The 23,808-nt window shown below is 65.3% G+C and carries 25 protein-coding genes and 1 tRNA gene; 12 read left to right on the forward strand and 14 right to left on the reverse strand.

Annotated features, from left to right (window positions below; all coding sequences use genetic code 11):
* Window positions 1–14: 14 nt before the first annotated feature.
* Genes ACSU1L_RS14660 through ACSU1L_RS14675 form a run of 4 tightly spaced genes read right to left on the reverse strand, consistent with a single transcriptional unit; the run spans window position 15 to window position 2,415 of the window.
* Window positions 15–689, reverse strand: coding sequence for a GAP family protein (locus ACSU1L_RS14660; protein WP_438254251.1), 675 nt, complete (start codon window positions 687–689; stop codon window positions 15–17).
* On the reverse strand, window positions 682–1,008 hold the full coding sequence (locus ACSU1L_RS14665; RefSeq protein WP_438254253.1) for an SHOCT domain-containing protein: 327 nt from the start codon (window positions 1,006–1,008) through the stop codon (window positions 682–684). Before ACSU1L_RS14665 ends, ACSU1L_RS14660 begins: the two co-directional genes overlap by 8 nt.
* 1 nt (window position 1,009) lies before the next feature.
* A complete protein-coding gene (locus tag ACSU1L_RS14670) occupies window positions 1,010–1,471 on the reverse strand; it encodes a DUF6325 family protein (RefSeq protein ID WP_438254254.1) in 462 nt (153 codons plus the stop codon).
* Window positions 1,468–2,415 (reverse strand): DUF1214 domain-containing protein, encoded by a 948-nt coding sequence (locus ACSU1L_RS14675; RefSeq protein ID WP_439256289.1) that lies wholly within the window; start codon window positions 2,413–2,415, stop codon window positions 1,468–1,470. Before ACSU1L_RS14675 ends, ACSU1L_RS14670 begins: the two co-directional genes overlap by 4 nt.
* 148 nt (window positions 2,416–2,563) lie before the next feature.
* Here ACSU1L_RS14675 and ACSU1L_RS14680 point away from each other — a divergent pair, with 148 nt between their 5' ends.
* Window positions 2,564–3,655 carry an ATP-binding protein gene (locus ACSU1L_RS14680; protein WP_438254257.1) on the forward strand — a complete coding sequence of 364 codons (1,092 nt, stop codon included), beginning with the start codon at window positions 2,564–2,566 and terminating at the stop codon, window positions 3,653–3,655.
* A 10-nt stretch (window positions 3,656–3,665) separates the two neighbouring features.
* Here ACSU1L_RS14680 and ACSU1L_RS14685 read toward each other — a convergent pair whose 3' ends face one another.
* Window positions 3,666–6,248, reverse strand: coding sequence for a LuxR C-terminal-related transcriptional regulator (locus ACSU1L_RS14685; protein WP_439256290.1), 2,583 nt, complete (start codon window positions 6,246–6,248; stop codon window positions 3,666–3,668).
* A 295-nt stretch (window positions 6,249–6,543) separates the two neighbouring features.
* On the opposite strand from ACSU1L_RS14685, the gene ACSU1L_RS14690 reads away from it, so the two are divergent.
* A complete protein-coding gene (locus tag ACSU1L_RS14690) occupies window positions 6,544–6,942 on the forward strand; it encodes an SHOCT domain-containing protein (RefSeq protein ID WP_438254260.1) in 399 nt (132 codons plus the stop codon).
* A gap of 74 nt (window positions 6,943–7,016) precedes the next feature.
* On the opposite strand, the gene ACSU1L_RS14695 is transcribed toward ACSU1L_RS14690, so the two are convergent.
* Both ACSU1L_RS14695 and ACSU1L_RS14700 read right to left on the reverse strand, forming a co-directional pair.
* A complete protein-coding gene (locus tag ACSU1L_RS14695) occupies window positions 7,017–9,128 on the reverse strand; it encodes a hypothetical protein (protein ID WP_439256291.1) in 2,112 nt (703 codons plus the stop codon).
* 188 nt (window positions 9,129–9,316) lie between these two features.
* Window positions 9,317–11,011, reverse strand: coding sequence for an ABC-F family ATP-binding cassette domain-containing protein (locus ACSU1L_RS14700; RefSeq protein ID WP_439256292.1), 1,695 nt, complete (start codon window positions 11,009–11,011; stop codon window positions 9,317–9,319).
* 278 nt (window positions 11,012–11,289) lie between these two features.
* On the opposite strand from ACSU1L_RS14700, the gene ACSU1L_RS14705 reads away from it, so the two are divergent.
* Window positions 11,290–11,616 (forward strand): hypothetical protein, encoded by a 327-nt coding sequence (locus ACSU1L_RS14705; RefSeq protein WP_439256293.1) that lies wholly within the window; start codon window positions 11,290–11,292, stop codon window positions 11,614–11,616.
* On the opposite strand, the gene ACSU1L_RS14710 is transcribed toward ACSU1L_RS14705, so the two are convergent.
* Window positions 11,605–12,258 carry an alpha/beta hydrolase gene (locus ACSU1L_RS14710; protein WP_439256294.1) on the reverse strand — a complete coding sequence of 218 codons (654 nt, stop codon included), beginning with the start codon at window positions 12,256–12,258 and terminating at the stop codon, window positions 11,605–11,607. The two genes, ACSU1L_RS14705 and ACSU1L_RS14710, sit on opposite strands and share 12 nt — an antisense overlap.
* A gap of 45 nt (window positions 12,259–12,303) precedes the next feature.
* Between ACSU1L_RS14710 and ACSU1L_RS14715 the strand changes: the two genes are divergently transcribed.
* The 3 genes from ACSU1L_RS14715 to ACSU1L_RS14725 all read left to right on the forward strand — a co-directional run bounded on the left by ACSU1L_RS14715 (window position 12,304) and on the right by ACSU1L_RS14725 (window position 13,617).
* Window positions 12,304–12,909 (forward strand): DUF4916 domain-containing protein, encoded by a 606-nt coding sequence (locus tag ACSU1L_RS14715; protein WP_439256295.1) that lies wholly within the window; start codon window positions 12,304–12,306, stop codon window positions 12,907–12,909.
* Window positions 12,910–12,979: 70 nt separating this feature from the next.
* Window positions 12,980–13,210, forward strand: coding sequence for a type II toxin-antitoxin system VapB family antitoxin (gene vapB / locus ACSU1L_RS14720; RefSeq protein WP_438255739.1), 231 nt, complete (start codon window positions 12,980–12,982; stop codon window positions 13,208–13,210).
* Window positions 13,207–13,617 carry a type II toxin-antitoxin system VapC family toxin gene (locus ACSU1L_RS14725; protein ID WP_439256296.1) on the forward strand — a complete coding sequence of 137 codons (411 nt, stop codon included), beginning with the start codon at window positions 13,207–13,209 and terminating at the stop codon, window positions 13,615–13,617. The genes vapB and ACSU1L_RS14725 overlap by 4 nt, the downstream gene beginning before the upstream one ends.
* 37 nt (window positions 13,618–13,654) lie before the next feature.
* On the opposite strand, the gene ACSU1L_RS14730 is transcribed toward ACSU1L_RS14725, so the two are convergent.
* Window positions 13,655–14,722: a threonine aldolase family protein gene (locus ACSU1L_RS14730; protein ID WP_438255737.1), complete on the reverse strand. Its 1,068-nt coding sequence runs from the start codon at window positions 14,720–14,722 to the stop codon at window positions 13,655–13,657.
* A 47-nt stretch (window positions 14,723–14,769) separates the two neighbouring features.
* On the opposite strand from ACSU1L_RS14730, the gene ACSU1L_RS14735 reads away from it, so the two are divergent.
* Window positions 14,770–16,194 (forward strand): MFS transporter, encoded by a 1,425-nt coding sequence (locus ACSU1L_RS14735; RefSeq protein ID WP_439256297.1) that lies wholly within the window; start codon window positions 14,770–14,772, stop codon window positions 16,192–16,194.
* Window positions 16,195–16,274: 80 nt separating this feature from the next.
* Here the strand turns inward: ACSU1L_RS14735 and ACSU1L_RS14740 are convergent, their stop codons facing one another.
* Entirely contained in the window at window positions 16,275–16,922 is a 648-nt protein-coding gene (locus ACSU1L_RS14740; RefSeq protein ID WP_439256379.1) for an SDR family oxidoreductase, read from the reverse strand.
* An 85-nt stretch (window positions 16,923–17,007) separates the two neighbouring features.
* On the reverse strand, window positions 17,008–18,450 hold the full coding sequence (locus ACSU1L_RS14745) for a DUF6421 family protein (RefSeq protein WP_439256298.1): 1,443 nt from the start codon (window positions 18,448–18,450) through the stop codon (window positions 17,008–17,010).
* A 72-nt stretch (window positions 18,451–18,522) separates the two neighbouring features.
* On the opposite strand from ACSU1L_RS14745, the gene ACSU1L_RS14750 reads away from it, so the two are divergent.
* A complete protein-coding gene (locus tag ACSU1L_RS14750) occupies window positions 18,523–18,972 on the forward strand; it encodes an Lrp/AsnC family transcriptional regulator (RefSeq protein ID WP_438255733.1) in 450 nt (149 codons plus the stop codon).
* 44 nt (window positions 18,973–19,016) lie between these two features.
* A complete protein-coding gene (locus ACSU1L_RS14755) occupies window positions 19,017–20,213 on the forward strand; it encodes an MFS transporter (protein ID WP_438255732.1) in 1,197 nt (398 codons plus the stop codon).
* On the opposite strand, the gene ACSU1L_RS14760 is transcribed toward ACSU1L_RS14755, so the two are convergent.
* On the reverse strand, window positions 20,214–21,203 hold the full coding sequence (locus ACSU1L_RS14760) for a DUF5937 family protein (RefSeq protein ID WP_439256299.1): 990 nt from the start codon (window positions 21,201–21,203) through the stop codon (window positions 20,214–20,216).
* Between the two features lie 83 nt (window positions 21,204–21,286).
* On the opposite strand from ACSU1L_RS14760, the gene ACSU1L_RS14765 reads away from it, so the two are divergent.
* The gene (locus ACSU1L_RS14765; protein ID WP_439256300.1) at window positions 21,287–21,577 is read left to right on the forward strand and encodes a DUF4287 domain-containing protein; all 291 of its coding nucleotides are present in this window, start codon (window positions 21,287–21,289) and stop codon (window positions 21,575–21,577) included.
* A gap of 39 nt (window positions 21,578–21,616) precedes the next feature.
* Window positions 21,617–22,585, forward strand: coding sequence for a 1,4-dihydroxy-2-naphthoate polyprenyltransferase (locus ACSU1L_RS14770; protein ID WP_439256301.1), 969 nt, complete (start codon window positions 21,617–21,619; stop codon window positions 22,583–22,585).
* A 4-nt stretch (window positions 22,586–22,589) separates the two neighbouring features.
* Here the strand turns inward: ACSU1L_RS14770 and ACSU1L_RS14775 are convergent, their stop codons facing one another.
* Complete coding sequence (locus ACSU1L_RS14775; RefSeq protein WP_439256302.1) at window positions 22,590–22,913, reverse strand: DUF4229 domain-containing protein; 324 nt, start codon at window positions 22,911–22,913, stop codon at window positions 22,590–22,592.
* A gap of 139 nt (window positions 22,914–23,052) precedes the next feature.
* On the opposite strand from ACSU1L_RS14775, the gene ACSU1L_RS14780 reads away from it, so the two are divergent.
* Window positions 23,053–23,125: transfer RNA gene (locus tag ACSU1L_RS14780), tRNA-Met, on the forward strand.
* A 60-nt stretch (window positions 23,126–23,185) separates the two neighbouring features.
* Here the strand turns inward: ACSU1L_RS14780 and ACSU1L_RS14785 are convergent.
* Entirely contained in the window at window positions 23,186–23,740 is a 555-nt protein-coding gene (locus ACSU1L_RS14785; protein ID WP_439256303.1) for an NADPH-dependent FMN reductase, read from the reverse strand.
* Window positions 23,741–23,808: the final 68 nt, after the last annotated feature.

Consider the following 23,808-nt stretch of genomic DNA (forward strand, 5'->3'; position numbering starts at 1 on the left):
TCAGCGCCACGCGTTCAGAAGCTACCGAAGCCCTTTCCGAGCACCTGGGAGCCCAACACAATGAACACAACGGTCATGATGGTCGCATTGTTCGCGGCGAGCCAGGTGCGCACACGAGCCAGAACCTGTGCAGCCTTGTCCGGCGTGATGATCGTGATCAACACGGGCGCGGCAACGGAGAGGGCGGCAACGACGGTGAAACAGGCGATGGTGATCATCGAACTGCCGAGGTCGACGCCGGCCCGCCCGATCACCGTTCCGGCCGCGCCAGCGACCAGGAGATTCTTCGGATTGACCGCGGCGAGGGCGAACCCGAGCCCCAGGGCGGCGATTGCACGCAGTGAATCGATCTTCGACATCCACGCCGGAAGTTCCGCTTCAACACCGACGGCCGGGCGCGAGCGCCATTGCCGAATGCCGAGCAGGATCAGCAGCAGACCGATCACCAGCTGAATCACTCCGATGACCGGTTGAGATTCGCCGGAGGAACTCGGCTCCGGTATCACCCCGGCCAGGAGCGTGAACACGGTCGTTGCGACCAGGATTCCGAGAACCCATCCGATGAGGAAGCCGATCCCCAACTGTTTGGACCGGGGCGACATCAGCATGAGGATCACCGCGATGATCGGGATCGGACTGATTGCGACCGCGACAGCATTGGGAAGGATGCTGCCCAGGATCTCAAGCATTCATGGATCCGAGCAGTTGCTGCTTGGCCAGCGTGAATTCCTCCGAGGACAGCAGACCCTGCTGGTGCAGCTCACCGAGCTGCTGCAGGCGCGTGACAACATCGGTGGCTGGCGCCGCGGGCATCGCCGGCGCGGGAGTCGTCACGGGCGCGAATGCCGCCTGTTGCTGCTGTTCCTGCAGAGCCTGCCGCTCGGCGGCGCGATTGTGCTGGCGCTGTGCGACGGCACCGCTCACCGCAGTCGCCGTGCCGGCGACGACTGCGGTCCGCGCGGCCATTCCCAGCAGACCGGGGCGACCGCCCCTTCTCATGATCGGCATGTCAGGCTCCTTCATCCGCGGCCAGTGAGGCCGCGACCAGTTCGTTCACCAGTGGGGCAGGAACGCGTTCCGTGCGCACCACTCGTCCCTGCGCGGCGGCGAGACGAGAAGCCAAAGCGGTCGCCCAGCGCATCTCGATCGCAGCAAGGGCCACCCCGAAGCCGGGCGCGACGCCAGCGATGGATTCAGCGATGTCTTCTTCGCCGATGAGTCCCTCGATCTCCAAGTCGAGTCCGATTCCGGACAGAGCGTTCGCGGCATCCTCACGCAGCTCGGTGACCCGCACCTCGCCGTCAGACATTCGCGTGACCACGACAAGGTCGACCACGCGAACCGTCCCGGTCGCCGACAGCTCGAGAAGCGCATCGAGGACGGTAGGCGCGAGGCCCTCTCCTTCGAACTCGACCACGTAGACATCAATCGGCCCGTACTCGAACCCGGCGGAAGCCTGGTTGTTCGTCATGATGCCTCGATCGTGGGGAAGGTCCAAGTGCCGTCCAGCACCTCAGGACGCGGACGATACAACCGAACGAGGTAGTTCCAGCCCTCCATGATCGGCAGCGCATTGGGCGCGCTGGGATCCCCGCCGAACCGGACAGTGACCGAACCGTCGGCGTTCCGCTGGCCGGTGATGTTGTTGACGCTGTATGCGCCCGCGGGGTTCTCCGCGAAATAGCCCTCCGAGTTGTACAGAGAGATCGACCAGAATCCGTCGACGGGAACGTCTCGGACTGTCAGCGTGTACTCGCCGACCGGGAGCTCCGGATTGACGTTGATGTAGAACGCCTCAGCCTCGGGCAGGCCGCCCCAGCCGGCCGCGGTGCCGAGCAGATGGCGGATCGGGTCGACATCCTCCTTCGCGCCGAAGCAGTTCTCCAGGCCGCCGAGTCCTTTCGCGAGCTCCAGGATCGCGCCGCGTGTCGTTTCGAAGGACGCCTCGTCGTAGGGCTGCATGGCGAACTGCCTGCCCGCGACGGAAGAGAGAGCGAACTGATCCTGCAGCGTGTTCACAGCCGCGACGTCGGCCGCATCCTCGGGGTCCACCAGGACGCGGGCCGCCGCGAGCACGAAGTCGCTTCCCAACTGGTCGGCGGTGAGGTCATAGGTGCCGGCGGAATGCAGCACGAGATTGATGTAATGGTCTTCATTCACCAGCATCACCGAGACGTACCGCTCTCCGGCCTCGGGGATGGTGATGCTCGCTCCCTGCGAGACGTCGATGATCGCGGCGCTGTACAGCGTGTCGCGATTCATCCGAATGACGGTCTGTTGATCCACAGGAGTCGGCGCCCGGTAGTGGTTCCAACGGTTGGATCCACCAGCCGACGCGGCGATACCAGCGAACATGCGGGCGCTTTCGACTCGCGCGAAGTCTGCGAAGGTGACAGGGACAGGGGAGTCGGCCATGGACTGCCTTTCTCAGGGATTGCGCTCATCCTCCGGTATCGCCGTTGGGGCCACATCATCAAGCGAGGATGATTTTTCCGGATGCCTGCGGTGAAGTCGCCGCGGACACGATGGAATCGATGTGGCACTACGAGCGAAAGGCACACCGATGACCAACCTCACGATCGGGTCCGCCATCGGCGACCCCGCAGCCGCAGTCGAATTGGACGCGCGTCGCTTCAACCGGCACACGTTCTGGTGCGGCCAGAGCGGCAGCGGCAAGACCTATGCGCTCGGCGTGGTCTTGGAGCAGTTGCTTCTCAACACGGAACTGCCGATGCTCATCCTTGACCCGAATGGTGATTACACGCGTCTGCGCGAGACACGCCCATCTGCGGATGGCGCGAGTGCGTCCCGGATCGCGGACGCCGATATCCGGGTGTTCCGTTCGGGCAGCGCGCCGGGCGAGCGTCTGCATGTTCGCTACACCGAGTTGTCGGCGGCATCCAAAGCGGCGGTATTGCACCTGGACCCGATCGCGGATGCTGAAGAGTACAACGTGCTGCTTCACGCCGAGGAAGATGCGCAGAGCTTTGACGGACGCGAGATGCTGATGCGGCTGCGGGCATCGGGAGACGCCAGCGAAGCCAGACTGGCGAACCGCATGGAGAATCTGCAGGTTCTGGAATGGGACCTGTGGTCTCGCGGTGCGGAATCTGTCGTCGATGTCATCGATGAACGTCCGCGCGTCACCGTTCTCGACATCGGCGGTTTCACGCACCCGGCAGAGCCGAAGGTGGCAGCGCTCGCCGTGCTCGAACAGCTCTGGGCGCGGCGCGAGGAGCGTCGCCCGGTGCTGATCGTCATCGATGAAGCGCACAACCTCTGTTCACCACAACCGCAGACCGCGGTCGAGAGGGCACTCACCGAACAACTCGTGCAGATCGCTGCCGAAGGGCGGAAGTTCGGACTCTGGCTGCTGCTCTCCACCCAGCGTCCGACGAAGATTCACCCCAACGTGCTTTCACAGTGCGACAACCTTGCACTGATGAGGGTGAATGCGCCGCGGGATCTCGCCGAATTGGCTGAGGTGTTCGGTTTCGCCTCAGAGGAGGCGATTCGGCATTCCGCGGAGTTCCTCCAGGGCCAGGCGCTGTTCGCCGGTGGATTCGTCTCTGAGCCGACGTTCGTGCAGATGGGCGAGCGGATCACCGAGGAAGGCGGCGGCGACGTGAAGGTGCCGCTGCGCCGAACTGAGTGACAGAAGTCCTCTACAGACGCAGACGGATCGCATCGCGCCGGTTGGAGACACCCAGTTTGCGATAGATTGCGCGCTGGTGTGTACGGATCGTGTTCACAGACACGAAGAGCGCTTCACCGATCTCCGTCGCCGTCATGCTCGTGTGTAGGAATCCGTAGATCTCGCGTTCGCGAGCGGACAGCACGACACCATGGTCGAGATCACTCATACCGCTCGACCCGTGCGACGCGAGACGCGACGCGATGAACTCTTCGTGCGCCGTACCGCTGCCGGCGTGGACGGCGAGCAAAGTGCGCAGTCCCTCATCCGCTATGGCAAACGGACGGATTACCCCTTCTGGCACCGCGACATCGAGCGCGCGTTCGAGGATGCGGTGCGCCCGGGGATCATCGCCGCGTTCGTGAGAGATCAGCGCGGCCGTCACGTGAGCGGAGGCGGCGACGTAGGAGATCGAGAGCTCAGCCCTGGACAGTGCGGAGAGCAAGTGCCCGGCTTCGCCGAGCCGACCGGCACGTCGCATGAGCTCTGCAGCACCGACGCGCACGACCGGTACGTTCGACTGAGCACGGATTGGTTCGATGGCGGCAATCGCTTTATCGAAGTCGCCAGCGGCAGCGAACAGTTCTGCGCTCGCGAATGCCTGGTAGGTGTGCCACGGCAGACCGTGGACCTCCTGCCTGCTCACCCCGGCGATCGTCGCGCGTGCAGTGCGTAGTGCCATCGGCCGCCCGTCGATCGCGGCGCACAGTGCCACGTAGACCCGAGCGAGCGCCGTATATGACGCGTCGTGCCCACCTGCCGCGACGAGTGCGAGGAAGACCTGCTCTGCCTCGGGGATGCGGTTCTGCCAGTAGTCGGTGAACCCGCGCGCGAAAAGTTCGATGCCGCCGTCGTAATGCTGCCAGTCCTCCACGGCCTCGCTCTGCGCGAGCCCCGAGTCGATGCGCGTACGTGCCCGGGTGAGGTTTCCCGCGTAGCCCAGGGCGAACAGAAGATTGTTCGAGGCGCGGCGAGCGAGCACCACGAGACGTGCGGCTTCCGCTTCGTGCAACGCAGACTCGAGCAACCGGACGGCGGACTGCGGGTCGCGGCGCAGCCGCAGTTCGGACCAGCCGAGCAGGAACAGGCAGTGCGCATGCATTCCTGACGCGGTACCACCAAGTTCCAACATGGTCTTCGCTCTGTCGACCGCCGACGCGAGCTCTGAGTGCGCATCAGCGAGGAACAGAGATGCGAAGGCATGGGTGATTTGGGAATCGGCGTCCGTGCTCGCGGCTGCGTGCGCTTGGGAGGAGAGTAGATCGGCTCCGGTGCGGTCTCCCATGAGGTTGAGGCAGCATGCCCGGATCAGCAGGATCTCCGGATGTGCAGCGAGCGTCGCCGGAAGCGCGAGACACTGCACATTGAGCGACTTCGCTCCCGCCTCGATGATCACCCGCATCCACGAGGAACGGATGATACCGATCGCAAGAGCGGCATCATCCGCGCGCATGGCATGCATCACGGCTTCTGCGGGGAAGTGCGGTGTCAGCCAGCGTGCGGCCGTGACATCCAGGGCGCGCCGGCGTGAGCTGTCGGCTCGTCCGAGGATGTCGCGACAGCGTGCCGCGAACTCATCGTGCCATCGGTAGATCCTCGAGCCGTTCTCGTCGACGTGCCGATACAGGAAAAGTCCTTGTGAAACGCAGTCCTCAAGGAGAGACTCGGCGTTGTCCGCGCCGCTGAGCGCACCGGCGAGCGCGGGCGTCAGCCGACTGCAGACGCTGGTCGCCAGGACGAAATCCGCGAGCCCTGGACTCAACCGGGGCAGCACGTTGCCGGCTATGTAATCGGTGAGCAGTCCTTCTGCGCCGGTGAGTGAGGGTTCGTTGCCCCCGGCCAGTCGATGAAGGTGCACGGCGATCGGCCATCCGTCGGTCGCTTCACGCAGCGCCGCGGCTGACGCCCGATCGTCTGCAGTCGGTGTACTGACCCCGTCCGTCATTATCTCTTCGGCCGTCAAAGCGAGATCGGCGGCGGTGAGCACGGCCGTGTGCTCTCCGGCTATCACGCGGGAGAACCAGGACGTCAGCTCCGGCGTGCCAGCGAGCGCGAAGCGCAGTCGGCCTGCGGTGAGTGCCGTGAGCACGTCGATCACACCGCTCGCCAGGGAGGGGCCGGCGTGGTGCGCGTCATCGATCACGATGACCACGATCTCGTCGAGCGAGCCAGTGATCTCGGCGATGCGCCCGATCAACGCGCGGGCGTCCGCATCTGGGGTCAACGCCACCCGCACGGCAGTTTCGGATGGCAGTTCCGTGAAGCGACGCAGTGCGCTGAGGATGCCCGCGAGTACGAGGGCCTCGTCGCCGTGATCGTGGCGAGTCAGTGTCAGCCAGGCAGTCGTCGCCTCACGACGTCGCGCCCATTCCGCCAGCAGTACGGTCTTACCGTAACCGGAGGGGGCAGCGATCAGCGTCACCGCGTGATCGCTGGTGGACGCGTCCAGACGCGTGAGAAGCCGCTCGCGGGGGATCGTGCCTCGGGGAGATTGCGGAGGAGAAGTCAGGAACCACGGCGAAGGCGCCCAGAGCGCTTGCGACTGAGTGTCCATAACTCCAGATGATAGCGATCCGGCGACGTCTCATATAGGGGTGGATCCGCCGATGCGCATGCGGCACGACTGCATGCCGCAGGTGGTGCGATTGCGGCCGCGAACCGCTGGCGTGACCGACCGTAGTCGCGCTCATCCATCGTGCATGATTTTCATCGCGATTCCCGCGACGAATGTGCACTACGACACCATCGGGACGATGTGCACCGATACGCTCCGGAGATCGACGCTCGAACGATCGCGCGCCGATTCTCGTCCATTTCTCGTCCAATTCGAAAAGAAAGCTGGATCCGTCATGGGAATCCTCGAGTCCCTGTGGGACATCATCGTGCTGTTCTTCTGGTCGTTCGTGTTCATCGCCGCGCTCTTCGCATTCATTCTGGTCGTCATCGATCTGTTCCGTGACAAGAAGCTCAACGGCTGGGCGAAGGCCGTATGGGTTGTGTTCCTCGTCTTCGTTCCGCTGTTGACCTCGCTGATCTATCTCATCGCGCGTGGTGCCGGTATGCCCGATCGCATCAACGACGAGGCACGTCGTCAGCGCGAAGCCAACGAGGGATACATCCGCGACGTGGCGGCGATCAGCCCCGCGGACGAGATTCTGAAGGCGAAGACACTGCTTGATTCCGGAGCGATCTCGGCCGAGGACTTCGCAGTGTTGAAGGCGCGGGCGCTGGCTTCTTCCTCCGTCTGAGCCCGCGAAATGACAGACGCCGCGGCTGACTTCACGAAGGAAATCAGCCGCGGCGTCAGTCGCGAAAAGGCCCGTTAGCTGCGCGTGCGCAGCCGGCGGAACAGGACCAAGCTGCCGCCCAGGAACAGCAGAATTACAGCCGCGGACAGGGCAATGATCGGTGCGTCGGCACCGGTCGTTGCAAGGTCCGTGCCGTCTGCGTTCCCAGCCTCGGTTGCGTCTGCGGCATCCGTGCTGGTCTCATCGTTGTCGGCGTTTCCAATGCCCTGGTTGCCAGAACCAGAGACGCCGTCTGTTGCGTCGGTGGCGTCTGCAGCGTCGGTTGCGTCAGCGTCGGTGGCGTCGGTGGCGTCGGTGGCGTCGGTGGCGTCGGTGGCGTCGGTTGCGTCGGTGGCGTCGGTGGCGTCGGTGGCGTCGGTTGCGTCAGCTGCGTCGGCATCCGTTGCGTCGGTAGCGTCTGCGTCAGCTGCGTCGGCATCCGTTGCGTCGGTAGCGTCAGCGTCGGTTGCGTCGGTTGCGTCTGTTGCGTCGGTTGCGTCGGTTGCGTCGGTTGCGTCAGTGTCGGTGGCGTCGGCTGCGTCGGCTGCGTCGGTTGCGTCAGTGTCCGTGGCGTCAGCAGCGTCTGCGTCAGCTGCGTCGGCATCCGTTGCGTCGGCATCCGTTGCGTCGGCATCCGTTGCGTCGGTAGCGTCAGCGTCGGTTGCGTCGGTTGCGTCGGTGGCGTCGGTTGCGTCAGTGTCCGTGGCGTCAGCAGCGTCTGCGTCAGTTGCGTCGGCATCCGTTGCGTCGGCATCCGTTGCGTCGGTTCCGTCGGTTGCGTCGGTTGCGTCGGTTGCGTCGGTTGCGTCGGTGGCGTCGGTGGCGTCTGCGTCGGTTGCGTCGGTTGCGTCGGTTGCGTCTGCGTCGGTTGCGTCAGTGTCGGTGGCGTCGGTGGCGTCGGTGGCGTCGGTGGCGTCTGCGTCGGTGGCGTCGGTTGCGTCAGTGTCGGTGGCGTCGGCTGCGTCGGTTGCGTCAGTGTCGGTGGCGTCGGTTGCGTCGGTTGCGTCAGCGTCCGTAGCGTCAGCGGTGACATCGATGATCGCCGCAGCGTCGAAGCCCTCTGTCTCCCAGAGCGCGAAGACCTGGCAATCGCGGTCGAGCAGGTCACCCGTGTCGCTCTGGACGAAGCGGTTTCCGTTGCCGATGCGGCTCAGCGCCAGCTCGTAGCCGCCCTCCTCCGAAGCAGGACCGCCACAGAGCGAGATTGTGACCGACGAGCCGGCGTCACCATTCACGGTGAGCATTCCATCGGTGATGGTGGCGTCTCCCGCGCACACTGTGACAACGGTGTCTGCGTCGATGACGATGGGGGCGTTCACGACGTTGGTCGTGACGCCCCACTGCAACGTTTCGCCGATCTCGATCTGGGAAGACACCGGCGTGACTGCCATGGCCGGGCGCAGAGCAGCACCGGCCGCGACGAGCTCGGCTCGCTCTTCATCGCCAATCCCCGTGAGGAAGCAGTTCATGCCGCCGGCGGAGTCGGGGTTTGTGATGCACCACACCATGTTCTGCAGGACGCTCCGCTCGAAGCTCGTCATGTCGGTGGCGCCGACCACGTCGTTACCCATGAAATCAGTGCCGGTGTACCCGAACTCGATGAGCGCGCTGACCGCGTCGATCTGGTCCTGGCTCAGCCGGGTGGTCTCGATGTCTTCGGGAAACGGAATGGTCACGGCGGTGCCGGTGTCATCCCGAATCTGCACGAGCTCGCCGCCGGCACCAAGGCCGCCGCACGTGTGCAGATCGGCATCGGTGCAGAACATCCAGGTGGTGACGGGACCATCGACGGTGGCGTCGTAGTACAGGGCGCACACGGCGGGGGTGGAGTCGGCCTCGGCGCGGCCGTTCGTGTCGTACAGTGGCACAACCTGGCCGGCGTTGTACGCCGCCAGACGGTCGCCGTTGACGGTGGCGAGGTTTTCGTAGCCGCTAACAGTTCCGCTCGTCGCTGGATCGAACGTCGTATCGCCCGCGCACAGCTCCGCTGTGAATGCAGAAGCAGGAGTGGCCGGTGCCTCGGCTGCATGGGCCGGGGCCGGGTTCGTAACAGCGAGGACAAGCGAGCCGGCAACAATTGCCATGGCTGTCAGGGCTGCACGCAGTCTTCGAGTTCGACCGGTGGTGATGCGTGTGTTTTTGAGCACGCCGATTCTCCTTAATCGTCAGAGGTCCGCAGCGCGAACATCGTTTCGAGGACGGCAAGCTACTGCGAGGTGCGCTGGGATGTGCGCACAGAGAGAGACATTGAATTATGCATTTTGTAAAGGATGGAAGCAAATCTTTCCGTTGCGTTTAGTTGCACTCAAACGCAGCGACTCGAGCAGCTGCGCCCCTACTGCGTGACCGGCCTGGTTTCGCGCTGCTGCATCCGTTCCTCAGCGATCTCCAGCAGCAGGTCCAGCTCCAATCTCTTCAGAAACGCATCGTCGTGGCTGACGACGAGCACGGCACCGCGGTATGCGCGCAACGCGTCGACGAGCTGATCGACCGTGTCGAGGTCGAGGTTGTTCGTCGGCTCATCCAGCACCACGAGTTGCGGCGCGGGGTCCGCGAGCAACAGCTTCGCCAGCGCGACGCGGAAGCGTTCGCCGCCGGACAGCGATGACACCGCTCTGTCGGCAGCGCCGCCACGGATGAGGAACCGGGCCAACCTGTTGCGCAGCTCCTTCTCCGGTATCGCCGGTGCCACCTCCGTAATGTTCTCGACCACCGATGCCGCGTCATCCAGCCCGTCGATCCGTTGCGGCAGGTACCCGATCCGGTCGGTGTGCGCGGTCGCGGTGAGCGTGCCCGGTGCATAACTCCTGAAGATTTCGGGTTTCGGAACGTTTTCAGCACTATTGAGGCCGTTCTGCCGCGAATCTCCGGAGTTGTGCGCGGCACTCGCCACCAACCGCCGCAGCAGCGTCGTCTTGCCGACGCCGTTGCGACCGATCAGCGCCACGCGCTCCGGCCCCTGAACGATCCAGGACCGCTCCCCGTCCGCGATCGTCGCGATGCGGCGGGACGCCGACACCTCCGGATCGGGCAGCTCGATCTTCATCGAAGCATCGCCCCGAACGCGTCGGCCCGTCTCATCAAGCGCGTTCCTTGCGTCGGACTCCTTCTCCGCCACCTCGGTGCGCAGCCGTCCCGCCGACACCTGGGCGGCGGCCTTCCGGCCGTTGGCGACGATCTTCGGCACGCGTTTCTCGATGAATGCCTTGCGCCCCATCTGTGCGCGCCCGGCCAGTTTCGTTTCCGCTTCGATCCGCTGGCGCTTCTCCTTCTTGAGTGACTGTTTGGCATCGCGTTCGTCCTGCTTCGCGGCTTCCTGCTCGGCGTCGAGCCATGCCCGCCACTCGGAGTACGGACCGCCGAACACGCTCAGCGTGTTCGCGTACAGCTCGGCGGTGGCATCCATCAGCTCGAGAAGCGAGACATCGTGACTGACGACGATGAGTGTGCCTTTCCACGACCGCACCATCGCGGCGAGCTTCGCGCGCGCGTCACGGTCGAGATTGTTGGTCGGCTCGTCCAGGAGCGTGATCGGCGCGCGCCGGAGACGGATGCCGGCAATCGCGACGAGTACGGACTCTCCGCCGGACAGCTCGCCGACCGAGCGGTCGAGGAATGACGGATCCAGACCTGCTTCGGCGAGGGATGCTTCGGCGCGAGCCTCGATATCCCAGTCGTCGCCGACCGCATCGAAGTGCGCCGGGTCGACATCGCCGAGCGCGATAGCGCGAACGGCGTCGAGCGCCGGTGCGACGCCGAGGAGTTCGGCGACGCGGCGTTCGACGTCGAGCGTCAGTTGCTGCGGTAAGTAGGCGACCTCACCGGCGGCGTGCACCGCTCCCGATGTGGGCTGGAGGTCGCCGGCGATCAGGCGCAGCAGCGTCGACTTGCCGGATCCATTGCGGCCGACGAGACCGATGCTCCCGGCGCTGAAGGCGCCAGAAACCGTTTCGAGTGCGGTGGAGCCGTCCGGCCAGGTGAAGGTGAGGCGGTCGAGAGTGACCGCGGCGTGCGGGGTCGGTGTTGACATACGTGTCTCCGGAAAATGTGCGAGAGCACTGACACCGGGGGTGTCCGGATCGACGCCGAAGATGGCGGATACGGTCCCTGAGCCTGTCGAGGGGTCGTCGGGTCAGCGCGCGGAAAGATGGGCGCGGAGGCGACGACTCAGATCAAAGAACTTCCAAACACGGCGGACAGGAATCATCGATGTTACCCGGGCGTGTCGCAGCGCGCAACCGAAATTGCTCGTCGAGATCCCCCACAGGGCGGATGCTGAAGCTCCTGCGAACCCGTACCGTTGAAGTTATGGCCGACCATCAGATGAGCAGCAGCGAGATGCGCCAGCGACTGAGCTGGGGCGCCGGCATCGCGATCGGCATGGGTGTCGGAGTCGCGATGGGCTCGGCCCTAGACAACATGGGGCTCGGCCTCGCGATCGGCATCGCCGTCGGGGTCGTCTTCGCTATTGCGATCGGCTCAATCGGTCGTCGTCGTAGGCGCGGTCCCTCCGCCGCGGATTCCGTAGCGGAATCCGCCGAGGAATTGGCCGGGGAATCCGCAGAAGAATCCGATGAGGAGCCCGCAGAGAACCCCGACCTGGACGATGAGGTCGGCCCGGACTCAGCTCGCTGAGCCGTCGCGCCACTTCTCCAGGAACACCCGCACGTCGTGTAGTTCATCTTCTGAGATGCTGTGCGTGAGCCCCGGGTAGACGCGTCCGGTCAGCTCGGAGTGGTCGGGCAACCACTGCGCGGTGTGATCGATCAGGACGGCAGGGATCACGTCGTCATTCGTGCCGCGCCCCCAGAACACCAGCGGCCGGGATTCGCGCAGTTCCTCGTCATCGGGCAACTCACCCGGCGAGGCATAGCCGCTGAGGGCGACGACGGCGCCGAAGCGCGAAGCATCCAATCTCAGCGCCTGCAAGGAAACAGCCGCACCCTGCGAGAACCCGAGCAGGGCAATCTTCGGGGCATCGGCCGCATGAGCGTCGAGCCACTCGAGCACAGCTTTCGCGGCGTGGGTCACGGCATCCGGATCCCTGCTCTCAAGACCATCGATCGGATACCACGAGCGGCCCGGCGAGGGCCACGGTGGAGACAATGGCGCCGCGAGCGACGCGACAGCAATGCCTTCGGGGAGGTATGGGACCAGTCCGAACAGGTCATGCTCGTCCGCGCCGTACCCGTGCAACAGCACGAGCAAGGGCAGGCCGGTTCGGTCGTGGGTCGTCCAGCGCGTGGCATCGGCATCGAGTTTCAGGTTCTGGCTCACAGTCTCTATCCTGCCAGCGGGCTCCGACACTGGTAGAAATGAGACATGGCGGTGCGCACCCCTGATCCTGATCCTGACTCCGAGGGCTCCGAGAATGACCTCTCGCAGTTCAGTGAGCTGCCCAGCGACGCGAACAATCCTGCGTGGCTGAGTGAGGTCGAGCTCGCTGAGGCGAGGCGACGCATCCCGATGCTGTACGTCGAGGCTATTCCGGTGCGCACGGACGGTTCCGGGCAGGTCGCCGAGGTCGGAATTCTGCTCCGTTCCACCCCGCTGGGTGAGATGACTCGCACGATCGTCTCGGGCCGTGTCCGCTACGGCGAAACGGTGCGCGATGCGCTGTTCCGACACATCGAGAATGATCTCGGCCCGATGGCATTCCCGTTGCTGCCGCCGCAGCCGTTGCCGTTCACGGTGGCCGAATACTTCCCGCTTCCGGGGATCAGCGCGTACCACGACGAGCGTCAGCATGCGGTGTCGCTGGCATTCGTGGTGCCGGTGACCGGCACGTGCGAGCCGCGGCAGGATGCCCTGGAGCTGACGTGGTTCTCTCCGGAGGCCGCTGCATCCGACGCCGTCGCCGCCGAAATGGAAGGAGGGCGCGGCACTCTCGTGCGCCACGCCCTCGCCAGTCTCGGGCTGCTGCGGTAGCTGCCCTAGTGCGGTTCCGTTCGGATCGCAGTACCCTGTATATACGCGGCGTATATACAGGGAGAGTCAAATGTCTCAGACCACGCTGTTCCGCAGCAACCGCACGCAGGCCGTGCGTCTGTCCAAGGACGTCGCGCTTCCCGATTCGGTCACAGAGGTGACCGTCACCGCTATCGGCGATGCACGCGTCATCATTCCGGTGCGCGCGGACTGGATCGACTGGTGGGCGAACGGCATAAGCGTCACCGGTGATTACCTCACCACTCGGGATCAGCCTGAGGCGCAGGAGCGCGACTGGTGAGTGCGGGATATCTGCTCGATACGAGCATCCTCGTGTTCGCGCTTCGGCGAAGCCTGCCGGTGATCGCAGAGCGGATGAACGAGGCATCCGGCTCGCTGCACGTGTCGAGTATCTCAGTCGCCGGGCTCTCCTACGGTGCGGCGCGATCGAGCGACCCCATGCGCAACCGCATCGCCGTGGAAGAGATTCTGAGCCGGTTGATCGTCCTCGACTTCGATGCTGCTGCCGGGCATCATTCCGGTGATATCAGAGCTGACCTCGCGGCGCGGGGAGAGCCGATCGGTGGGTATGACATCCTTCTCGCCGGGCACGCGCGGTCGCGAGATCTGACGATGGTCACGCACAACGTGAATGAGTTCGACCGGGTCTCCGGTCTGCGTGTCGAAGACTGGACGATCCCCGCCTGAACTCTGGCGGCGCACTACCAAGCCCCGCAGCCCACCCCTACGCGGTTGTCAGGCGTGCGATCTCGGCTATGAAGGCGTCCACGTCTGACTCTTGCGTGTCGAAGCTGCACATCCAGCGCACTTCGCGGCGCGCAGCATCCCAGTCATAGAAGCGGAACGATTCGCGCAGACGATCGGCGATGCCCTCCGGCAGTGTCGCGAAGACGCCGTTGACCTGCGTGGGCTGGGTGAACTCGACGCCACGGATGGTGCCGTCGGCGATTCCGGCCTCGACGCCCGCCCGCAGCCGCGCGGCCATCGCGTTCGCGTGGCGTGCGTTCTGCAGCCAGAGGTCACCCTCCAGCAGGGCGATCAGCTGCGCCGAGATGAAGCGCATCTTGGATGCCAGCTGCATGTTGTATTTGCGACCGTAGATGAGACCGGTGGATGCCTCGGGGTTCAGCACCACGATCGCCTCGCCGAGCATGGCACCGTTCTTCGTGCCGCCGAAGCTGAGCACGTCGACGCCGGCGTCGCGGGTGAAAGCACGAAGCGGCACGTCGAGGGCGGCCGCGGCATTGGAGGCGCGGGCGCCGTCCATGTGCAGGTGCATCCCACGCTCGTGCGCGTGATCGGCGAGCGCGCGGATCTCCTCGACGGTGTACAGCGTGCCGAGCTCGGTGGACTGCGTGATCGAGACAACCAGCGGTTGAGCGCGGTGCTCGTCACCCCAGCCCCACGCTTCGCGGTCGACGAGTTCGGGGGTCAGTTTGCCGTTGTCGGTCGGGACGGTGAGCAGCTTCATGCCGCCGATCCGTTCGGGTGCGCCGCCCTCATCAACATTGATATGGGCGGTGGATGCCGAGATCACAGCGCCCCAGCGGGGGAGCATCGACTGCAGGCCGACGACGTTCGCTCCGGTTCCATTGAAGACGGGGAAGATCTGGACGTCGTCGCCGAGGTGGCTGCCGAAGACCTCATGCAGCCGCTCGGTGTATTCGTCTTCGCCGTAGGCGATCTGGTGGCCGTCATTGGCCGCGGCGATCGCCTGGAGAACATCGGGGTGGATGCCGGAGTAGTTGTCCGACGCGAATCCCCGGATCTGGGGGTCATGCAGTGTGCTCACCGGATAAGCCTATGTGCAATGTCCGCGGTAGCGTTTACGATTTTTCCATGCAGCGCACCGCAGCGCGAACGGCCTTCGCCAACGTCCTCGTGAACACACTCATCGCCAACGTGACGACGAGCTTCTTGTGGTTCGCGCTGACCTTCTGGGTCTACATCGAGACGCAGTCGGTGCTGGCGACCGGGATCATCGGCGGCGCCTACATGCTGTTCGTGGCGTTCTTCGCGATGGTGTTCGGCACGATCGTCGACCGCAACCGAAAGCACACCGTGATGGTGCTCTCCAGTCTGCTTTCGGCGTCGGCATTTCTGATCGCGGGCCTGCTGTATCTCTGGCAGCCCGAATCCCAACTGCTGAATCTCGGCGGGCCGTGGTTCTGGCTGTTCTCGGTGATCATCCTGTTCGGTGGGGTGATCGAGCAGCTGCGCAACATCGCTCTGTCGACGACGGTCACACTGCTGGTCGAAGAAGACAAGCGCGCCAATGCGAACGGCCTTGTGGGCACCGTGCAGGGGATCGCGTTCATGGTGACCAGTGTGTTCTCCGGGCTGTCGATCGGCTTCCTCGGGATGGGGTGGACGCTGGTGATCGCGATCGGCGCCATGGTCGTGACATTCGTGCACCTGCTGTTCGTGCGGATTCCGGAAGAGGCGCCGCAGCCCGATCCGAACGCCTCGAGTGCGCTGGACTTCCGGGGCAGTGTGACTGCCATCCGCCTCGCGCCGGGGCTGTTCGCGCTCATCATCTTCTCCACCTTCAACAACCTCATCGGCGGGGTGTACATGGCGCTGATGGACCCGTACGGGTTGACGCTGTTCTCCGTTCAGATGTGGGGGCTCGTGCTCGGGGTCACCTCGACCGGGTTCATCGTCGGTGGTGCGCTGGTGGCGAAGTTCGGGCTCGGTAAGAAGCCGATGCGCACGATGCTTCTCGTCGTGATGGTGATGGGGCTGCTCGGTGCCGTGTTCATGATCCGGGAGTGGTGGCCCTTGTACGCCTTGGGGATCTGGGTGTACATGGCGCTCATCCCGCCGGTGGAAGCGGCCGAGCAGACCGTGATTCAGAAGGTCGTGCCGTTCACGCGGCAGGGTCGGGTGTTCGGTGTTGCCGCGGCGATGGAAGCGGCGGCCGCTCCGGTCACGGCATTCCTCATTGCTCCGATCGCGGAGTTCGCGATCATCCCGTACATGGACTCTTCGGCCGGGCAGCGGCAGTGGGGTTGGCTGCTGGGTGAGGGTGAAGCGCGGGGGATCGCGTTGATCTGCCTGTTCGCGGGGCTGATCATGGTGGCCGCGGCGGGGCTCGCGTTCCTGACCCGTTCGTATCGCAAGCTCACCGAACTGTATGCGGAGGCGCCGCCGGTCATCGATGATGCTGCGGAGGGTGTCGGGAGTGACCGCGAGAGCGGGGTCGCCGATGCCGGACCTCCCGTGCGGGGCATTCCGCCGACCACTCCTGGTCCGCTTGGGTGAGCCCCGCGGACGAGCTGGGGCTGCGAGATCCGCAACGTGTGCGCGGCCGGGCGCGGTCGATGGGGCGAACGTCGGGACGTTCAGCCCAGCTCGATCATCCGGTCATTGAGTGCGGGGGCATCGCCGTCCCAGAGTCCGACAATCGCCGGTGCGAGCGCCTCGGGGTCGAGGGCTTTGGTGCGGAACACGACGGATGCCGTGCGCAGTGGCTCGCCGGCATCCCGCGCGGCCTTCGCAAATCCCTGAGCCATCGCATGGGTCCACGCCTCACTCGCTGCCTTCACCGCTGCGTAGTTCGCCCCGCCGGCAAGAGGGCGCGCGACGGCCGTGGATGACACGATCGCGAAGCGGCCGGCATCCGAGGCCTGCAGCAGGGAGGCGAAAGCACGCGACGTCGCGCGCACGGCCTGAAGTGCAGGCAGGAGCGCAACGAAGTCCTCATCGGACTGCCCTGCAAGGCCGCCGCCGCCGCGCCAGCCGCCGACGAGCGAGAGTACACCGTCGACCGGGCCGAGCTTCGCGGCCAGAGCGGACATGTCCTCGAACGAAGTGGCATCCGCCACGGCGACCTGGGCACCGACGTCGCTGAGCGGTTGGAGCCGTTCGGCCGAGCGCCCGGTCGCGATCACCCGTGCTCCAGCGTCGACCAGAGCACGCGCAACCGTGAGCCCCGCCGCGCTTGTCGCACCGGCGAGCACCACGATCCTGCCCTCAGCACCGGGCCTCAACTTCTGCGGCCGCGGTGAACTTTGGCGGCCAGCATCCGCTGTTCTGGCCGCCAAAGTTGCATCTGGCCTCAAAAGTTGTGCGCCCTCACTCATCGCCAGCCCGGATCCCCGCGGTCGACTCGATCACAGGCCGCATCTTCTTCTCCAGTGCCTCGAAGAACATCGACAGCGGGAACTCATCATCGAGCACCTCATCGGTGTATCCCTTCGGGGTCCCGGCGAGCACCTCGTCCGGCAGCCCACGAGCCCAGACGGATGCCGGGTTCGGCGTCAGCACGGAACGAACAAGTTCGTACGCCGCCAGCCAGTGCGCCTTCTTCGGTCGATCGATAGAGCGCCAGTACAGCTCATTCACCGCGTCGCTGAGCGCGATCACCGCATCCGGCACCGCATCCCAGTCGAACGTCAGCTGGGTGTCGGTCCAGTGCAGCACGCCGCGCTGGTGCAGCCAGGCGAACAGCAGCTGCCCGCCGAGCCCGTCGTAGTTGCGCACCCGGGATCCGGTGATCGCGAAGCGGAAGATCCGGTCGAAGATCACCGCGTACTGCACGAGGGAAGCGTGCTCGAGCATCTGTTGCTCGCTCGCCGAGAGCACATCCGACCCCTGAGCCTGTCGAAGGGTGAGGGCGTTCTCGATCGCCACGCTCTCGCGGAACGCGGTGAGGTCGCAGCGCAGCTCTTCGAGCGAGTACAGGAAGTACGGCATCCGCTGTTTGATCATGAATGGGTCAAACGGCAGGTCACCGCGCATATGCGTACGGTCGTGGATGATGTCCCACATCACGAACGTCGTTTCGGTGAGGTCCTGGTCATCCAGCATCCGCGCCGCGGCCTCGGGCAGGTCGAGCTTGGTGATCTCGGATGCTGCGCGCACCACTCGCCGGTAGCGGGCAGCTTCGCGGTCCTGGAAGATCGCGCCCCACGTGAACGTCGGGATCTCCCGCATCGCGACGGTCTCCGGAAAAAGTACGGCCGAGTTCGTGTCGTAGCCGGGGGTGAAGTCGATCAGTCGCAGCGAGACGAACAGCTTGTTGCCGTAGTCGCCGGCTTCGAGTTCAGCGATGAACTCTGGCCAGATCGTCTCCACGATGAGCGCTTCCACGAGCCGATCGGGCGAGCCGTTCTGCGTGTACATCGGGAACACGACCAGGTGCCGGATGCCGTCGACGCGGTGTTGCTGCGGTTGGAAGGCGACCAGCGAATCCAGGAAGTCCGGGATGCCGAAACCCTCCGCCGCCCACCGTTCGAAGTCGCGGATGGATGCTGCGAGGTATTCGGCATCGTGCGGGAACGCGGGAGTGAGGGCGCGGATGCTCGCCACGATCGCGGCGACGTGCTCTTCAGCCTCGGCTCCTGCTGCAGCATCCGGGATCGACCCGTCCTTGACCTGCAGTCGACGAATGGCGATGGCGGCATCCTTCAGCATCCGCCATGCGGCGCTCGACTCGGCCTGCGAGGCATCCTCGAGGCCCTCGCCCTTCGACAGGCGCAGGGACCGGGCGTCGGTTTGCGGGGGAGTGGTGGACATGAAGTCCTCCGATCCGGAGACGTGACGGAAATAATCCGGCGAATTGATACTTATGCCGATATTCTTCCATCTATGGAAGATGCTGTCGACCGTCAGATCATTGCCGAGATCTCTCGTGACGCCCGGGCGACGCTCGCGCAGCTGTCGGATGCTGTCGGCCTGTCGAGCTCGGCGGTGCAGTCGCGGCTGCGCCGACTCGAATCGCGCGGCGTCATCGCCGGGTACCGACCGATCCTCGACGCGGAAGCTCTCGGCAAACCGCTGTCGGCGTTCATCGAGATCACTCCGCTCGATCCTGCTCAACCCGACAATGCGCCGGAACTTCTCGAGCAGCGCGCCGAGATCGAGGCGTGCCATTCGATTGCCGGGAACGCGAGCTACATGCTGTTCGTGCGGGTGGCCTCACCGCGGGCGTTGGAGCAGCTGGTCAACGACATCCGATCGATCGCCAACGTGAGCACGCGCACGACCGTGGTGCTGCAGACGTACTACGAGAACCGGCCGATCAGCGTCGAGGAGTAGCGGCCTCTTAGAGCATGTACGCTCGTACATGCTCTGAGAGGACCATGATTAACAGCATCCGTCTGCGCCAGCTCGCGCTTGCCGCACTCTTTCTCGTTCCCGGCATCGGAATTGCCTCGTGGGTCACGCGCACCCCGGACATCCGCGACCTGCTTGGCGCATCGACACTCGAGATGGGTCTCGTGCTGTTCGGTCTCTCGGTCGGCTCGATGCTGGGCATCCTCGTATCCGGACCTCTCGTTGCGCGCTTCGGGGCACGGCCGGTGATCGCCGCCGGAGCCATCGGCGTTGTCATCAGCATGCCGACGATCGGAGTTGGAGCCGGTCTGGGTGAGCCTTTCGTGGCTGCCGCAGGACTGTTCCTGTTCGGCGCGGGCATGGGCGGCGGAGAAGTTGCCCTCAACGTCGAAGGTGCCGACGTCGAACGAGTGACGGGCCGATCCTTCCTGCCGCAGTTGCACGGATACTTCAGCCTCGGCACCGTCATTGGCGCGGTGCTGGGCATCTTCGCCACAGCATCCGCTTTCCCCGTCTCGCTGCACCTCACCTTCGTCGGCGTGGCCGCGCTTGCCGCGGTGATCTTCTCGGTGCCGCGGATCCCGTCCGGAACCGGGCGCGTCGAGCGCGCAGCATCCGGCACTCCGCGGCGATCGAACGCCCATCTCTGGCGTGACCCGACGCTACTGCTGATCGGCGTGATCATCCTGGCGATGGCGCTCGCCGAGGGGACGGCGAACGACTGGCTGCCGCTGGTGATGGTTGACGGTCATGGGTTCGACGCGGCATCGGGGTCGGCGATCTACGCAGTTTTCGCTGCGGCGATGACGACCGGACGGTTCATCGGTGGCTGGTTCATCAACCGGTTCGGGCGGGCCACGGTGCTCTGCGCGAGTGGCGTGTTCGCCACGATCGGGCTGGCGGTCATCATCTTCGTCGACGGCCAGGTGGCAGCGACGGCGGCAGTTCTGCTGTGGGGTCTGGGCGCATCGCTCGGGTTCCCGGTGGCGATCTCCGCTGCTGGAGACTCCGGCTCGGACTCCGCCGCCCGGGTATCGCTGGTTGCAACCCTCGGCTATGTCGCGTTCCTCGTCGGCCCGCCCGCGCTCGGCTTCGTCGGTGACGAGTTTGGTCTGCGCGCCGCGCTGATCATTCCGCTCGTTCTTGTTGCGGTGGCCGCCGTGGCCGCCGTCGGCTATGGCCGCCGCCTGCGCGCCGAGGTCGACGTCGAGCGAGTCGCGTAGTCACAGCGTCTGGCCGATCATCGCCTCGCCGAGCGGTGTGCGCGAGTGCAGCATCCGATTGCCGGAGCGTTCGCTGGCGATGAGCCCGGAAGCGCGCAGGACGGCAAGATGATGCGATGCCGTCGAGGCGGCGATCGCGGTGTCGACGGCGACCTGAGAGGTCGTGCGCGCTATGTCGGCCGCGAGGAGGATCTCGGCGCGTGCGGGGCCAAGCAACGCTCGTAATGCCGCGGCAGTGGATGCGGCATCGCGGGCCCACTCCGCGGTGACGCCGCGAGCCGGATAGAACAGCGTCGGCTGCGCGGGAGGTTCGGTGAGCACCAGGCATCCCCACGACGACATGACCGAGGGGACGAGTACGAGTCCGCTGCCGCGGCAGTCGACCTGCTCGCGGTGCTTGCGCAACTCGACCCGTACCGAGCCATCGCCCCAGCTGATCTTCGGGTGCAGCCCCGCGGCCATGCTCGCGAGCCCGTCGGTGCTGATCGTGCGCGAGCGCACGGCGATGTCGGCGCGCAGGATGCGCTCCAGCTGCGGCCACACCGGCGCGAGCGCGGCATCCCACATGATCATCCACGCATCGGCGATTTGTGTGCGAGCGGCTTCGGGGTTCGCGCGCATTTCGCGCAGGCGCTGCTGTCGCTCGCCCGAGGATCGCGCGATCATCTTGTCGAGGTCGACGCGCATCGGGGCAAGGGGAGTATCTCTCAGCGCCGCCGCCTCAGCCGTGGGCGTCAGATCCCAGCGCGGTGCGGTGGTCAGGAAGTCCGGCAGATAGCCGTCGATGCCGATCGCGGTGGCCAGCAGGGCGAAAGGCTCGCGGGGGAATCGGTCGCGAGCATCCCGCAGCCATCCCCATTGCAGTGGATGCTGCGCGGGGCGCAGCAGGATGCGCACCGCATGCGCGAGCTCATGGCCCGGCGAGATGCCGAAGCGCACGGCCTGGATGTCGCCGGGGCTGAGATGGAAGTCCACGAAGTTTCGATCCACATCGAAACTCTAGGAGTCGCGCCGCGAAGTGTCGAGAGTGGGTGCATATCCACCGATTGACCGCCGCACCCGAAGGAGCACCCATGTCATTCCAGGCGTACCTCGACGCCGTCGAGACCAAGACCGGACTCACACCTCGTCAGCTCGTCGACCTCGCCCGCGAGAAGGGCTTCGATGAGACCACCAAGGCCGGGCCCATCCTCGAATGGCTGAAGACCGACTACGACCTCGGGCGCGGCCACGGCATGGCCATGGTGCACGTGATCACCAAGGGTCCGCAGATCAGCACGAAGCACGTCGGCTCCGGCGGCACGCATGCGGATGCCACCGAAACGCTCTGGCTCGACGGCAAGGTCAGTAACCCGACCCCGTGACTCAGCGGCTCATGGATGCTGCCAGTAGGCTTGCCTTCCGTGGCAGCATCCTCAAAACGCAAGTCGTCGGCCCCGAAGCGGAAGCCGGTGCGCACCAGCGGAAACCCGGCCAAGCGCCCGATCGTGGAGGCGCCGCCGATCACGGCGCGCGACTGGATCGGTGCCGCGCGCCTGCGCACACTGCCGCTCGCGATCGCGCCGGTCATCATCGGCACGGGTGCCGCGCAACTCGTCGACCAGAATCTGCACTGGGTCATTGCCCTCGCCTGCCTCGCCGTCGCGGTGCTGCTGCAGATCGGCGTGAATTTCACGAACGATTACAGCGACGGCATCCGCGGTACTGACGCGCACCGGGTGGGGCCTGCGCGCCTCACTGCCTCGGGCCGCGTCAACCCGCGAACGGTGCTGAATATCGGTCTGATCTTCTTCGCGCTCGCCGCTCTCGTGGGCCTTTTGATCGTCATCCGCACCGGCCAGTGGTGGATGCTGGCAGTCGGCGCCGCCTGCATTGTCGCAGCGTGGTTCTACACCGGCGGAAAGCGCCCCTACGGGTACTTCGGCCTCGGCGAAGTCTTCGTCTTCGTCTTCTTCGGACTGGTCGCAACGCTCGGGACAACCTGGGTGCAGGCGTTCCAGCTGCCGCAGGAGGCATGGCTGGGAGCCGTGGCCGTCGGACTCTTCGCCTGCGGCGTGCTGCTGGCCAACAACCTGCGCGACATCGATCAGGATCGCGCGGTGGGCAAGCGCACGCTGACCGTGCTGATCGGGCGTCGCGCGACGCAGGTCGTTTACACCGTGTTCCTGGTGGTGCCGTTCCTGCTGTCGAGTTTCATCGCGCTGCTGTATCCGATCGCGTGGCTCACGCTGATGGCGCTGCTGGCTGGCATCCCGGCGATCGTCATCGTATGGATGCACCGGCAGGCGCGCGAGCTGGTCGTCGCTCTCGGACTGACCTCGCTCACAGCGATCATCTACGCCGGCGCGCTGTACTGGGCGCTCGTCGGCTGAGGACCTAGTTCGGGTTCGGCGTGCTGTCTGCTGAGCCGTTGCCCGCATCGTCGATCGCGGTATCCTCGGCGTCAGCATCCTGTGCGGCGGCGTTGCGCTTGCCAGTTGCTTCGCGCGCTTCGCGGCGCTCGTACATCACCGAGGATGCACCGGAGAGCGGCGCGCGCAGGAACAGGATCGAGATGCTCATACCGATCAGCGCGGCGAAGATCGCCGTCAGCCACCACAGCTCGCGCATGATCGGGAAGAAGAACCACATGATCGCCAGCGGTACGAGGAACGCGAGCAGTCGCAGCACGGAGTAGACGAGGATCGGCGGCAACTTCATGGTTCCAGTCTAAGTGCGTCCCGCTGGGTGAACGGCAGGTGGGCACCGCGTGAAATCTGCCGTCACCGGCGGACGCACTCGGCAATATCGTGACCGAACCCTGGCCAGAAGCATCCCCGACAGGTAACGTCGAAGACACCGCGACGGTCCGGGTGGTCCCGGGCTCCAGCTCATACCTGGGGGTGTAGCGGGTTCGAATCCCGCCGTCGCGTCTACGTGAAAAGCCCCGCCAGTCCCTGAAATATCAGGGCTGGCGGGGCTTTCTCTTCGCCTTATGCGGAGACGGCCTCGGCGGGAACCAGCGACAGCTCGTCGAGGATCGACTGCAGCGAGTCGGTGAGTTCGGCGGGGGCCGTGAGCTTGCCGTCGGCGTCGAGCAGGGTCCACGGGTTCTGCACCTGCAGATCGGCGGAGGTGCGCTCCAGGCCGAGGTTGCGCAGTACGAAGTCGAGCTGGCCGATCATCCGGCTCTCGGGGTACGCGCCGTAGGCGAGAACGCCGGCGCGCTTGCCCTGCCACTCAGCGAGCAGGTAGTCCACGGCGTTCTTCAGCACACCGGGGTACGAGCCGTTGTACTCGGGGCTGACGAAGAGGAAGGCGTCTGCGGCGGCGACGCGCTCGGCCCACGCCAGCGTGTGCGGCAGTTCGTACTTGCCCATCATCGGCGCGTGCGCCTCGTCGAAGAACGGCAGAGCGATCTCCTGCAGATCAGCGACGTCGACGGTCAGGTCTGCGCGCTCCTTCGCCGTGTCGATCGCCCAGTTAGCGACGGTGTGGCCGATGCGGGCCTGGCGGGTGCTGGCGACGATGACCATGAGATTGGGCACGAATGACTCCTGAGAAATTGGGATGCGAGGAAAACGCCGCGTCCTCGCGGACTGCGGCGTCGACGGTG

The organism is Microbacterium sp. A94 (genome assembly GCF_051842855.1).
GTDB lineage: Bacteria > Actinomycetota > Actinomycetes > Actinomycetales > Microbacteriaceae > Microbacterium.

Coding starts and splice junctions, on each gene's coding strand:
- ACSU1L_RS14660 (WP_438254251.1), bottom strand. CDS start 689: ATGCTTGAGATCCTGGGCAGCATCCTTCCCAATGCTGTCGCGGTCGCA.
- ACSU1L_RS14665 (WP_438254253.1), bottom strand. CDS start 1,008: ATGCCGATCATGAGAAGGGGCGGTCGCCCCGGTCTGCTGGGAATGGCC.
- ACSU1L_RS14670 (WP_438254254.1), bottom strand. CDS start 1,471: ATGACGAACAACCAGGCTTCCGCCGGGTTCGAGTACGGGCCGATTGAT.
- ACSU1L_RS14675 (WP_439256289.1), bottom strand. CDS start 2,415: ATGGCCGACTCCCCTGTCCCTGTCACCTTCGCAGACTTCGCGCGAGTC.
- ACSU1L_RS14680 (WP_438254257.1), top strand. CDS start 2,564: ATGACCAACCTCACGATCGGGTCCGCCATCGGCGACCCCGCAGCCGCA.
- ACSU1L_RS14685 (WP_439256290.1), bottom strand. CDS start 6,248: ATGGACACTCAGTCGCAAGCGCTCTGGGCGCCTTCGCCGTGGTTCCTG.
- ACSU1L_RS14690 (WP_438254260.1), top strand. CDS start 6,544: ATGGGAATCCTCGAGTCCCTGTGGGACATCATCGTGCTGTTCTTCTGG.
- ACSU1L_RS14700 (WP_439256292.1), bottom strand. CDS start 11,011: ATGTCAACACCGACCCCGCACGCCGCGGTCACTCTCGACCGCCTCACC.
- ACSU1L_RS14705 (WP_439256293.1), top strand. CDS start 11,290: ATGGCCGACCATCAGATGAGCAGCAGCGAGATGCGCCAGCGACTGAGC.
- ACSU1L_RS14715 (WP_439256295.1), top strand. CDS start 12,304: ATGGCGGTGCGCACCCCTGATCCTGATCCTGACTCCGAGGGCTCCGAG.
- vapB (WP_438255739.1), top strand. CDS start 12,980: ATGTCTCAGACCACGCTGTTCCGCAGCAACCGCACGCAGGCCGTGCGT.
- ACSU1L_RS14735 (WP_439256297.1), top strand. CDS start 14,770: ATGCAGCGCACCGCAGCGCGAACGGCCTTCGCCAACGTCCTCGTGAAC.
- ACSU1L_RS14745 (WP_439256298.1), bottom strand. CDS start 18,450: ATGTCCACCACTCCCCCGCAAACCGACGCCCGGTCCCTGCGCCTGTCG.
- ACSU1L_RS14750 (WP_438255733.1), top strand. CDS start 18,523: ATGGAAGATGCTGTCGACCGTCAGATCATTGCCGAGATCTCTCGTGAC.
- ACSU1L_RS14755 (WP_438255732.1), top strand. CDS start 19,017: ATGATTAACAGCATCCGTCTGCGCCAGCTCGCGCTTGCCGCACTCTTT.
- ACSU1L_RS14765 (WP_439256300.1), top strand. CDS start 21,287: ATGTCATTCCAGGCGTACCTCGACGCCGTCGAGACCAAGACCGGACTC.
- ACSU1L_RS14775 (WP_439256302.1), bottom strand. CDS start 22,913: ATGAAGTTGCCGCCGATCCTCGTCTACTCCGTGCTGCGACTGCTCGCG.